Genomic DNA, 12621 nt, shown 5'->3' on the forward strand with positions numbered 1-12621 from the left:
TGCGCCACGCGCCGGGGGCCGGGATGTGAGGGGAACGCCACGCGCAAGCCCGCAGCAGGCGTCCATGACAGGAAAGGCGGCTGGGCAAGTCATCACTCAGCCGCAATCGCTTTTGGGGCGGCGGCCGCCTTTTTGGAGACATTGCCGTGCTCGTATTCCTCCAGGAAATCCAAGACCTCCTGGCGGTAGGCATAATAATCAGGATGCTCCAACAACGCCTTGCGCGTCCGGGGCCGGGGCAGATCCACCTCAGTGATCTTGCCGATGGTCGCGCGCGGCCCGTTGGTCATCATCACCACCCGGTCAGCCAGCAAAATCGCCTCATCCACGTCATGAGTGACACAGATCGCCGTCACCTTGGTGCGCGACCAGACCTCCATCAGCACCTCTTGCAGCTCCCAGCGGGTCAGACTGTCCAGCATCCCAAAAGGTTCATCCAAAAGCAGCAGCTTGGGCGACAGCGCAAAGGCGCGCGCGATGCCCACCCGTTGCTTCATCCCGTTGGAGAGAGACGCCGCCCCCTTGTCCATGCTGTCGGCCAGACCCACACGTTCCAGATAATACTCAACAACATCCTGACGCTCCGCCTGAGAGGCGCGGGGATAGACCTTGTCGACCCCAATCGCCACGTTCTCTTTCGCGGTCAGCCAGGGAAACAAATTGGGCGATTGGAACACTACCGCACGCTCAGGGTCTGCCCCCTCTACGTGGCGACCATCCAGCTTGATCGCCCCCTTGGAAATCTCATTCAGCCCCGCCGTCATGGTCAGCACCGTGGATTTGCCACAGCCCGAATGCCCGATCAGAGAGATAAACTCCCCCTTGTCGATCTTAAGATCGAAATCCTCCACCACGGTCAGCGGACCTTTGGGTGTAGGATAGACCTTGTGCAGCTGCGAAAAATCGAGAAAGCGGTTTTCAATCAGCCCTTCCTGCGCCTGTGCCACCGCCGTAGGCACCCCGTGAATGGGCGTGACAGAGGGCAACACCTTGGTCTCTTCAACCTTGGCCTCAATGCCCACATCCATCAGGTATTTGGTCACATCCGCGCGCAGCTGTTTAAAGGTGGCGTCATTGTTCATCGCCATCCGGTCGCGGGGGCGCGGGATGTCCACTTTCACCGGTGCCGCCAGTGTCCCGTCAGGGTTCAGCGGCACAATGCGGTCGGCCAGCAAAATCGCTTCATCCACATCATTGGTGATCAGAATACAGGTCTTTTTGTCCTGCTCCCAAATCTCAAGGATCTCATCGGCCAGATTGGCACGGGTCAGCGCATCCAGCGCCGACAGCGGCTCATCCAGCAGCAGCATCTCGGGGTTCATCGCCAACGCCCGCGCCACAGCAACCCGCTGGCGCATCCCGCCAGACAGCTCCGCAGGACGGCGGGTGATCGCATGGCTTAGGCCCACCATCTGAACGTAGTGGTCGATCTTGGCCTGACGCTCAGCCTTGGACAGCTTGGGAAACACCGCATCAACGGCCAGCCCAACGTTGCCACCCACGGTCAACCAGGGCATCAACGAATAGCTTTGAAAAATCAGCCCCCGCTCTGGCCCCGGCTCGGTGATGGGCGCGCCGCGGTAGGTCAGCGTGCCGCTGTCGGGCATCTCCAACCCGGCCACCAGGTTCATCAGCGTGGATTTCCCCGTGCCAGAAAACCCAAGGATGGCCAGAAACTCGCCCTCCTCCACATCAAGGGTGATGTTCTTAAGAACCTCGGTGCGGGCGGTGCCCTCACCAAAGCCTTTGTTGACGTCTTTAAAGCTCAGAATGCTCATAAGGATCACCGGTTGGCTGAGAAGGTGAACATGGACTGCAGCGCATACATCACGCGGTCCAACAGAAAGCCGATGATGCCGATGGTGAAGACAGCCACCATGATCTTGGCCAGCGATTGCGAAGAGCCGTTTTGGAATTCATCCCAGACGAATTTGCCCAAACCGGGGTTCTGCGCCAGCATCTCTGCCGCGATCAGAACCATCCAGCCGACACCCAATGACAGACGCAGCCCGGTAAAGATCAGCGGCAGCGCTGAGGGCAGCACCAGCTTGGTGATCTTGGTCCAGGTGTTCATCTTCAGCACGCGGGACACGCTGACCAGATCCTTGTCGATGCTGCTGACACCCAGTGCCGTGTTGATCAACGTGGGCCACAGCGAACACAGCGTCACCGTGATGGCCGAGATCAGGAAGGATTTGGAAAACCAGCCATCGTTGGTCACATAGACGGCAGAGACGATCATGGTCACGATGGGCAACCAAGCGAGCGGTGAGACCGGTTTGAAAATCTGAATAAGCGGGTTCAGCGCCGCATTGGCAGTCTTGGACAGGCCCGCCATGATGCCCAAAGGAATGGCCACAACAGAGGCGATCAGAAAGCCGAAGAACACCGTTTTGATGGAGGTCCAAATCTGTTGGTAATAGGTCGGCTTGCCGGTGTAGGTCCGCTGTTTGACCTTGTCCTCGCGGCCCTGCTCAATCAGCTTGGCGTTCCGCGCATCTTGGCGTTCGTAAAAGGCGGCCTCTTTTTCACGCTCGCGCAGCGCATCGGCGTGCAGGTTGCCCACCTGCTCCCAGACCTGCGCGGGGCCAGGCACCGCCCCAAGCGAGGTTTGCACTTTCGGGGCCAAAGTGCCCCAGGCCATCAGGAAGATCAGGATCGCCAGAACCGGCACCCCCAACAGCCGCCAAATCTCGCCCATCTGGGCGCGGGGGTTGTCCCCGGCGGCGGCCTTTAGGATCGGCGTCATCCAGGCCAGCCCCAGAACCTGGAACCAATTGTCTGCCTTGTTGATCAACGTAAAGCGGCGCGCGCGGCGCTCTTCGGCGGATAGGGTTGAAGGGTCGATGGCGGTCATAGCTGGGGTCTCCTCGCCGCGGTGGGGGGATGTGAATGCATTGGGATGCCGCAGCGCGGCGGTGTACGGGCGGTGTACGTCTGGTGCACAACGTGTGACTTTGGAAAACCGCCGCAATTTCTGCCCCGCAGCGCGCCCTCTTTTTAGGCAAACGCGCTGCGGAGAATGCTGCGATGCAGCGTCCTAGCCTTGGATTTCGCTGTCCACGATGGTCTGGCCGGTCTTCAGACCAATCGGCAGGCTGTCGATATAGGCGTTGGGCGCACGACCGTCATAGGGGATGCCGTCGATGATATCGGTGGCAGGCGTCGCGGCCTTAAAGCCATCGCTGTCCCAGGGAAAGTCGGCCTCATTTGCCATGCCTTCGTCCACCAGCATCCGTGCCGCATCCAGATAGATGTCAGGACGGTAGACGGATTTCGCGGTTTCAAAATACCACTCATCTGTCTTGGTCTCTGCAATCTGACCCCAGCGGCGCATCTGCGTCAGATACCAGATCGCGTCGGAATAGAACGGGTAGGTCGCGTTGTAGCGGAAGAACACGTTAAAGTCCGGGGCCGGGCGGCGGTCGCCTTTTTCAAACTCAAAGAACCCGGTCATGGAGTTGGCGATCACGTCATAATCGGCCCCCACATACTCAGAGCGGCTCAGGATCTCGACCGCTTCTTCGCGGTTGGCGTTGTCGTTTTCATCCAGCCAGATCGCCGCGCGGATCAACGCTTTGGTCAAAGCGATGGTGGTGTTTGGGTTCTCTTCCGCGAACTCCTTGGTGATGCCAAAGACCTTCTCGGGGTTGTTCTTCCACATGTCGTAATCAGTGATCACCGGCACGCCGATGCCTTTGAACACGGCCTGCTGGTTCCAAGGCTCGCCCACGGCGTAGCCGTATATGGTGCCCGCCTCCATCGTCGCTGGCATCTGCGGCGGCGGTGTTACGGACAGCAAAACATCAGCGCCAATTTGGCCCGAGATGTCTTGCGGGCTATAATATCCAGGCTCCAAACCACCTGCGGCCAGCCAATAGCGGATTTCGTAGTTGTGCGTGGAAACAGGGAAAACCATGCCCATGTTAAAGGGCAGACCTTCGTCCTTGTACTCCTCAACCACCGGGGCCAGCGCAGAGGCGCTGATCGGATGCTGCGGGCGGCCGTCGTCCATCTTGGGCACGTTTGGCTTCATCTTGTCCCAGATCTCATTGGACACTGTGATGCCGTTGCCGTTCAGGTCCATGGAGAAAGGCGTGATGATATGCGCCTCAGTGCCGTAGCCGATGGTCGCGGCCAGGGGCTGACCGGCCAGCATGTGCGCGCCGTCGAGCTGTCCGTCAATCACACCGTCCAGAAGCACCTTCCAGTTGGCCTGTGCCTCAAGGGTGACAAACAAGCCTTCGTCCTCGAAATAGCCGTTCTCATAGGCGACAGCCAGTGGGGCCATATCCGTCAGCTTGATAAAGCCGAAGGTCAGTTCGTCCTTTTCCAGATCCAACAGCTCAGCCGAGGCGGCGGTGGCCAGAAAGGTGCTTGCCGCGAGCATTAAAGAGAGAGGTTTCTTCATCATACCGTCCTTTGATTGTGCCGGCGGAACCGACAAATAAAAAAAGCCGCACGCAAATCACACGGGGGAGGAGGATCCGTGATCAGTGCGAGCGGCTTTGCTCTTGAAAGGTGGAGAGCCAGCAGCGGCCTCCATCTGTGTGGGCGTCGTTGCCCTCATGTCTTGGGATGAGAATTGGCGCAGTGCGGGGTGATCTCAAGTTTTTTCTGCACTGCCGCATCGCGTTTAAGGGGCGGCGCAACATCTGCGAAAAAATTAGGCAGAAATTTCGGCGAAATCATAGGACTTGCCGTCAAAAAACGCATCCCGCGCAAGAATCAACTCCCCCGCACCGACGCCACTGGCGTTTCTTGGTGCAGCGCGCCTTCGACTTTTTCGGACGCGCCGGGCAAATCTGCGCCGATGGGGCCAAGGGTCTTGCGGTAGATATCCGCGCGGAAACACGCCTTGGCACGGGCCACCTGATCAGCGTTCAGCCCAAGCTGCGCGGCGATGACAGCGGCCTGACTGCGCCAAGGGAATGTTGCAGCATGGGCATGAAATACTAAGAAATGCTCAATAGACTGTGGCGGCTGCCCGGCACCGGGGATCAACAGGCCGGTGATCGCCGGGTCAATGATGTCTGCGGTGAGGTTCAGATGCTCACTTCGGCTGAGGATTTCGATGGCCAGCGGTTTGTTCTTTTCCACATCAAGCCAGCGCGCGGCCTGATAGACCGCCCGCATCACGCGGCGCACAAGATCGGGCTGCGCCTCAACCCAGTCGTGGCGCGCGGCCAGAACCTTTTCCGGCGCAAAGGCCCAGACATCCTGCGCCGTCATTAAAATGCGCCCGACCCCGCGTTGAACAATGGCGCTGCCCCATGGCTCACCCACCCAGAACGCGTCCACCAGACCATCGGCCACCGCATCTGCCATCCGGGGCGGCGGAACGGTGATGGCCTCAATCTGCAAGCCGGGGCTGCTTTTTGCCCAATAGTCCAACAGCAGCCGGTGCATGGACAGACCAAAGGGCACGCCAACCTTGATGGTCCCCCGCCCGCATGTGGCAAAGGCCTGGAGCAGCTCTTTGGCATCGCCAAAGGCAACCTCTCCGATATCATCGGCAAGCGCATTTGACGCGCCAAAGACAGTGCCGTTGACGGACAAAACCATCAGACAGTCAATCTGCGCCTCAAGCCCGCCCAACCCCAAGGTCATGCCAATCGGCAGGGGCGACAGCATCTGCGCCACATCCAGATGCCCCAGCGCCAACATATCGCGCAGGGCCGACCAAGAGGGCTGGCGGATCAGGTTCAGTTCCAGATCCTCTTCGGCAGCAAAGCCCAGCTCATCTGCGATGATCAGCGGCGCGCAATCCACCAAAGGCACGTAGCCGCAATTGAGAATGGTCTTGCTCATGACAGCAACTCCGCTGCGGTCACCAGCGCCTGGGCCACATCAATGATCTTGCGGTTTTGGGTCATCGCGGTTTGCCGCAGGAGTTTATAGGCCGCATCCTCAGACAGGCCGCGCTGGCGCATCAGGATGCCCTTGGCCCGGTCCAGCGTTTTGCGATCCTCCAGCGCCTGCTTGGCCGCATCCAGTTCTGAGCGCATCTGACGCATGACCTGAAACCGCGCGATGGCGGTATCAAGCACGGGTTTGATGCGGTTCATCTGCAAGCCGTCGACCACATAGGCGCTGACACCGGCAGAAAGGGCCGCCTGGGTCAGTTCTTCATCTGTGCGGTCCACAAACAGCGCGACGGTCCGCGACTGGGTGTCTGACACGGTAATGATATGCTCAAGCATGTCGCGGTCAGGGTTGGCGACATCCACCAGCACGATGTCTGGATCAAACTCATCAATCATGCGGCGGATGGCAGACACGGTGGAAGAGGCGCGGACGTTGTCCCAGCCGGCATCCATCAACGCCTCAATGATGCCCTGAGCCTTTTCCTGCTCAGGCTCAACCACAAGGATGCGCTGACTTTTTTCCATCCCAGTTCGGTAGTCAGCACGAGGCTGGATGTGTATGGGGCATGCCCCTTTGGCGGGGACATGTCGCGGGGTTCGCTTAGAAAATAGGCGGAACTTGCCCGGCCCAGCCTGTTTTGAGGGCAGGCTTAGAACCGGAGTTTGCGGGCTGGCAGTGCAAGACGCTGAACATCACAGCGAGATGAGAGCGTTTTTTGACGCGTGCCCGACGCCCGCCTTGTGATCTAGACCAAAGCGGCGAGTTTGAGACGCTGGATTTTGCCGGATGGCCCTTTTGGCAGCTCATCAAGGAAATGAATGCTGTCTGGGGATTTGAATGCACCCAGGCGTTCACGACATAGCGTGATCAGCTCAGCCTCAGACAGAGATGAGCCGGGTTTGACGCTGACCGCCGCTTCAACCGTTTCACCATAGCTTTTGCAGGGGCGCGCAAAGGCTGCTGCTTCGATGATGTCCGGCTCAGAATAGAGCACCTCGTCAATCTCACGCGGGGCGATGTTTTCACCCCCTTTATGATCAGCTCTTTCAGGCGTCCTGTGACAAATACATAGCCGTCTTCATCCAGATGCCCCAAATCCCCCGTGCGCAGCCAATCGCCTGCAAATGTCTTTGCCGTGGCCTCAGGATTATTGAGGTATTCGACCATGACATTGGGCCCCCGCACGGCGATCTCACCTTCTTGCAAGGGGGCTGCATCCTGCATTTCGGACGTCAGGATGCGCACGTCATTGCCGTATGCCACACCGGGCGAGCCTATTTTACGCACGCCGGGCGGCAGCGGGTTTGACAGGATTTGCGCCGCGGTTTCCGTCAGCCCCATGGTTTCAACAATGGGAACATGAAAGCGGTCTTCGAAGGCGGATTGCGTTTCAACGGCCAGTGCCGAGGACGCGGAGCGGCCAAAGCGGAGGCGGGCGATGGTGGCGGCGCTGGGGTTTTTGGCGCTGTGCAGCAAATGGCTGATGATCGTGGGCACAACGGAGAACCACGTCACCTCTGCACGGTCGGCCTGATCCCAGAACTGGCTTGCCGAGAACTTGGCCGTCATCGCAAGCGAGCCACCCGATACCAGCGACCCCATCAAGGTCACGCAGAGCCCGTTGATATGATAAATCGGCAAGACACAGAACCCACGATCACCGGGGTGCAGATCATGGGCGATGGCGGTCGTCCAACCGCCTGCCAGCAGGCTGGCATGGGTGTGCACCACCCCTTTGGGCCGCCCTGTCGTGCCAGAGGTATACATCAAAAGCGCATGCTGGAGCGGATCAAAGGCGGGGGGTTGCTGGCGGTTTTCCAACATCTGAGGCGACAAAATGCGCAGGCGTTCAGGCGCGATACTGGTGATCAGCTCATGCTGGCTGTCATGGACAAAGGCAAACCGCGCACCGCTGTGATCCAGCGCATAGGCGATGGCGTCTGGCCCGGCGGCCAGGTTGATCATGGTGGCGCGGAACCCGCCATAAAGCGCGGCATAAAGCGCCACAACACCAGTGCGGCCATTGGGGTGAACGATGGCCACGCTTTCGCCTGAGGTCAGGCCAAGCCCCTGCCAGCCCTTGGGCTGCGGCGCGGGCCTCAGACCGCAGGTCTTGCCAGGTCAGAACTTCATCGGTTTCGGGAAAAACGATCGCCACACCGCCTGCATCGGCGCGGGCATCAAGCCAGTCCCTTACGGTCCCTTCAGGGGGGCGAGCGGGGTTCAGGATCATCGTCCAGCCTCACCCCAATAGGTGCCAAATATCTCATCCAAAGACGGTTCATTTTCCGCAATTTCGCGAACGATCTTGGTGGTTTGCATGAAGTGGCGCCAATGGACGTTGGTATCGATGGAGTTGCCCCCCAAGAGCCACAGCCCATCGACAATGAAAACGGCATCCCGTTGGTGAAAGACCCGCCCGTCGCAAAGGTATGCGCCTGATTGACGATCACCCGGCTGGTGGGAATGGCCTGCGCCAAGATCAGCGGCCGGTCATCTGTTGTGGTGTGAATGCCCACAGAATGGCCTGCGCCCTGATAGATCTCAATCTCGCGCGTGATGCGCACGGCATCGTCAAAATCCTGCGCGCGGTAGACCGTCAAAACGCGGCTCAGCTTTTCGCCGGACAATGGATGCTCTGGCCCGATCCCTGTGGTTTCAACAGCAAGATAGGACGTGTCTGCGGGCACCTCACCCTCCAGCCCCAGCGCCGCAATCATCTTATCGGCGTCCTGCGCAATGGCTTGCGGGTTCAGATGCCCTTTGACCCAAAGCTTGGCGGTGACTTTGGTTTCATCGGTGATCAGCGCCCCGCCTGTGCGCGCCATTTCAGCGGCAAAGGCGTCATAGATGCTGTTGACCACAACCACCGCGTTTTCAGAAGAACAGGAGGTGGCGTTATCAAATGTTTTGGAGGCTTTGATCTTTTCCGCAGCCGCGGCCAGATCAGCCGTTTCGTCAACAATGACCGCCACATTGCCCGCCCCCACAGCCAAAGCCGGGGTGCCCGATGTATAGGCCCGTTTGACGTTGTTTTGGCTGCCAGTAACAACGATCAAATCAGAGATCTCAAGCAGCCGCTGCGTTTTCTCTTTGGCGCCGCGTCCGGGGATCATCTGCACCAGATCTTTGTCGATCCCCAGCTTATCGAATTCTGCGTGAATATAGCCCAACAGCGCTTCGCAGGTGGGCACGCCTTTGGGCGACGGAGACACCACGATGGCATTGCCGCATTTCAGCGCGTTGATGATGTTGTTGGCCGGTGTCGCACCCGGATTGGTCGAGGGCACAACTGCGCCGATAACACCAATGGGCCGGGCCACTTCGGTGATCCCGGTGGCCGCATCATCCGAGATGACGCCAAAGGTTTTAGCCTCTGCAATGTCGCGCAACAGGCCCAAGGTTTTGCGATGGTTCTTGGTTATCTTGTCGGGCACGTTGCCAAGGCCCGTGGTTTGCACGGCCAGCTCGGCCAGATGGCGGTTGCGGTCAGGTTCCATGATGGCCCAACCAGCGGCCAATGCGGCGCGATCATAAAGCGCCTGACTGCCACTGGCTTCGAACCGCGCCTGCGCCTGGCGCGCGCGCGCCACAATGGCATCCACCTCGGCGATGTCGTCAGTGATGGAAGCAGAAGCGTTCATGGGAAGTGTCCTGTCACAAAATCATAGGGGTGGCAGGGCGCCTGACAGCGCCCCGCGTTGGTGTATCAAAGCCCGGCGAGCAGCTCTTTGAGTGTTTCTTCACGCGCGGCCCACATTTCAAGGACCTCATCACGGGTCATGATGTGCATGGGCGAACCGCCTGCTTTCATCTTGCCGGCAACGCGCTTGTTTTCGAACATCGCTGGCACGGTTGCGGCCAGCTTATCGATGATGGCCTGCGGCGTGCCTTTGGGCACCATCACACCGCGGAAGTTCACGGATGAATTATCAACCTCATAGCCTTGCTCCATCAGCGTGGGCACGTCTGGCATAAAGTCATTCCGCTCCAGATCGAACACGCCGAGGATTTTGACGTTGCCTGCCTCACGCGCGCGGAACGCGTCAGAGAGGTTGTTCACACCGCCCATGACTTCACCCGCAATCACGGCCTTCATCGCAGCAGCACCGCCACCTTTGGTGGGGATGTAAGCCATCTTCACGCCTGCGGCTTTTTCAAGCTGCAGCGCTGCAATGTGGTGGCCCACAAAAAGACCCGCGCCAGAGAACGTCAGCTTGCCTGGATTGTCCTTGGCAAAGTTCACGACGTCTTCCATGGAGTTCATTTCGCTGTCAGCGGCGACCACGAATACCGCAGGGTCAGCCCCCAGTTCGCAATCGGCTCAAAGCTGTCGCGGGAATATTCCACGCCGCCCTTGATGGACTGCGCGATGAAATGCGGGATGTTGTAGGCCCCCAGCGTGTACCCGTCCGCTTCGGCCTGCGTGGCAAACCAGTTCCAGCCCACGCGCCCACCGGCGCCCGGCTTGTTGATGATCGCAATCGGCATGCCAAGGGCATCTTCGTTGCCAGCGGTCATGGTCACAATGCGCGCCTGGAAATCAGTCGCACCACCAGCGCCATAGCTGACCATCATCATGACGGGGCGTTCAGGGTAGTTTGCATGACCATCCGCGGCAGCAATCCCTGTCATAGAGGCCAAGGCGATGGCCGCTCCTGCAAGTAGTTTCTTCATGGTAGTTTCCTCCCTAGGATAAGACGTTCCGCCGCTGCTGCGGTTCAGAACAAGACCTCTCGCGGTGTGTACACTGTCAGAAGTTTTGCGAAGAGGCCGTACATGACGATCATGAAGACCGCCGTGATGGCGATGCGCTTGAGCCAGGACTTTAGCTGCCCATGCGGGGCCGGGTCATAAAGGCTCAAGAGAATGAAAAAGGTGACGGATGTGGCGGTGTAGAACCCCAGACCCTTGGCCGCCCAAAAGATATAGACCAGCGCCACAACAAGACCGGGCAGCAAATTGGTGAACTGCTGTACGGAAATGCCGTTGCCCACTTTGGTCCAGCCCAGGCAAGCTTTGACAAAGGTCCACAAGGCAAGCACCACGAAAACGGTGGAAATCAGCCGAGGGAACAAGAACGCTTCAGACGGTTGCTGGGTATAGCTGATGTAGGTGACCCAGACGCCAACAGCGGCCACAATACCCGACCCGATAATATGCTGAAGACGGGGGAGTGAGGGTGTGTTCATGCCAGGATCTCCTCTTTTGAGGTGTAGCGGCGCGTGCGCAGTTCCATGTAGGCGGAGTAGATGATTGAGGCGATCACCACCGCAATCAGGAAGATGTTCAGCCCACCGCCAAAGAAGTAGGGGCCTACGCCATCTGTCGCATTCGCGATCATGCTGCCTTGGATAAAGTTCGCCTCAGCGATGGGGCCAAGGATCAGGCCCAGCACCAGAGGGGCGGCAGAAAAGCCAAAGCGTTCCAGGAAATACATCATCACCCCAAGGCTCGCCATGACATAGACGTCGCCCATGGACGATTGCACCGAATAGCTGCCAAAGACCGCAAGGCCCAGCACCACCGCCGCCATCACGCTTTGCGGCACCTGGGCCACGCGCGCGGCCAGCCCCGCCACGTAAAGCCCAAAGAGACACATCAGAACCTGCCCGATCAGCATGGAGTTGATGAAGGTCCAGGCGACATCGGGGTGGTTGTCAAAAAGGTCTGTGCCGGGGAAAATCCCGTGGATCAGCAGCCCCCCCAACAGCACCGCCGCCGTGGGTGAGCCAGGGATCGACAACGTCAGAAGCGGCACCAGGGACGGGCCGACCATCGCGTTATTCGCACTTTCAGCGGCGATCACACCTTCGGGGTGACCGGTGCCGAATTTCTCACGCTCTGCGCTGAATTTCTTGGATTGGTCATAGGCGACAAGCCCGGCAATCTGCCCGCCTACGCCGGGGATCAGACCAATGATGGAGCCTGACGCCGTGCCGATGCCAATGGCCCGCTTGTTGCGCAACAACTCTTTGATGGCACCGCCGATGGGGTGTTTTTGTACCGCGATCACCTCAGCGCCGTCGCCCTTACGGCCCTTGGCGAACATGGTGATCACCTGCGGGATCGCGAACAGGCCGATAAGAGCTGCGATGATGTTGATGCCGCCGCCCAAGCTGGGATGGAAGATAAACCGCTGTGCGCCCATGATGTCGTCAAAGCCGATGGTCGCCAGCCACAACCCGATGCAGCCAGACAAGAGCCCTTTCACCACCGACTTGCTGTCGAGCGAGCCAATGACAGTTACCCCAAGGATCGCCAGCCAAAAGAGGTGCGATGGCCCGAACGCCAATGCCCATTGCGCCAAAACGGGTGTCAGGAAAATCAGCAGCAGCACCCCAAAGACACCGCCCACGGCAGAGGCCAGAAAGCTGATCTGGAGCGCCTTCGCGCCCTCGCCCTTTTGCGCCATGGTATGGCCGTCAAGCGTTGTGGCGATATTGGCGGGCGCGCCGGGGATCTTGAGCAAGATGGCCGACACAGCGCCGCCCGCAACCGTGGAGGTATAGGCCGCCCCAAGCAGGATCAGCCCCTGCGCTGCCTCCAGTTGAAACGTGAAGGGGATCAACAGTGCCACGGCCATCGTCGGAGAAAGCCCCGGCGTCGCCCCCAGGATCAGGCCACCGATTGTGCCAATCAGCAGCAAACCGAAATTAATCGGCGTGAACACATCGCCCATGTAGAGCAGAAATTCCATCAATGCCTCCCAACATCGTGGCCGGTGATCCGGGCTTGACTGGTAACGCTACG

The 12621-nt window shown here is 59.2% G+C and carries 7 protein-coding genes and 3 pseudogenes; all 10 read right to left on the reverse strand.

Annotation, left to right across the window (positions count from 1 at the left end; all coding sequences use genetic code 11):
* Positions 1-92: 92 nt before the first annotated feature.
* The 10 genes and pseudogenes from ACZ1HM_RS20430 to ACZ1HM_RS20475 all read right to left on the reverse strand — a co-directional run bounded on the left by ACZ1HM_RS20430 (position 93) and on the right by ACZ1HM_RS20475 (position 12568).
* Entirely contained in the window at positions 93-1778 is a 1686-nt protein-coding gene (locus ACZ1HM_RS20430) for an ABC transporter ATP-binding protein (protein ID WP_472744419.1), read from the reverse strand.
* Positions 1779-1783: 5 nt separating this feature from the next.
* On the reverse strand, positions 1784-2857 hold the full coding sequence (locus tag ACZ1HM_RS20435) for an ABC transporter permease (protein WP_472744420.1): 1074 nt from the start codon (positions 2855-2857) through the stop codon (positions 1784-1786).
* A gap of 183 nt (positions 2858-3040) precedes the next feature.
* The gene (locus ACZ1HM_RS20440) at positions 3041-4411 is read right to left on the reverse strand and encodes a CmpA/NrtA family ABC transporter substrate-binding protein (RefSeq protein WP_472744421.1); all 1371 of its coding nucleotides are present in this window, start codon (positions 4409-4411) and stop codon (positions 3041-3043) included.
* A gap of 317 nt (positions 4412-4728) precedes the next feature.
* On the reverse strand, positions 4729-5811 hold the full coding sequence (locus tag ACZ1HM_RS20445; protein ID WP_472744422.1) for a CmpA/NrtA family ABC transporter substrate-binding protein: 1083 nt from the start codon (positions 5809-5811) through the stop codon (positions 4729-4731).
* Positions 5808-6392 carry an ANTAR domain-containing response regulator gene (locus ACZ1HM_RS20450; protein ID WP_472744423.1) on the reverse strand — a complete coding sequence of 195 codons (585 nt, stop codon included), beginning with the start codon at positions 6390-6392 and terminating at the stop codon, positions 5808-5810. Before ACZ1HM_RS20450 ends, ACZ1HM_RS20445 begins: the two co-directional genes overlap by 4 nt.
* Positions 6393-6613: 221 nt before the next feature.
* Positions 6614-8101: pseudogene (locus tag ACZ1HM_RS20455) on the reverse strand (AMP-binding protein).
* A pseudogene (gene sauS / locus ACZ1HM_RS20460) lies at positions 8098-9512 on the reverse strand (acylating sulfoacetaldehyde dehydrogenase). Before sauS ends, ACZ1HM_RS20455 begins: the two co-directional pseudogenes overlap by 4 nt.
* Before the next feature lie 65 nt (positions 9513-9577).
* A pseudogene (locus tag ACZ1HM_RS20465) lies at positions 9578-10545 on the reverse strand (tripartite tricarboxylate transporter substrate binding protein).
* Positions 10546-10589: 44 nt separating this feature from the next.
* Entirely contained in the window at positions 10590-11060 is a 471-nt protein-coding gene (locus ACZ1HM_RS20470; protein WP_472744424.1) for a tripartite tricarboxylate transporter TctB family protein, read from the reverse strand.
* The gene (locus ACZ1HM_RS20475; RefSeq protein WP_472744425.1) at positions 11057-12568 is read right to left on the reverse strand and encodes a tripartite tricarboxylate transporter permease; all 1512 of its coding nucleotides are present in this window, start codon (positions 12566-12568) and stop codon (positions 11057-11059) included. The genes ACZ1HM_RS20470 and ACZ1HM_RS20475 overlap by 4 nt, the downstream gene beginning before the upstream one ends.
* Between the last annotated feature and the right edge of the window lie 53 nt (positions 12569-12621).

It is taken from the genome of Sulfitobacter sp. GN1-4 (assembly GCF_055693825.1).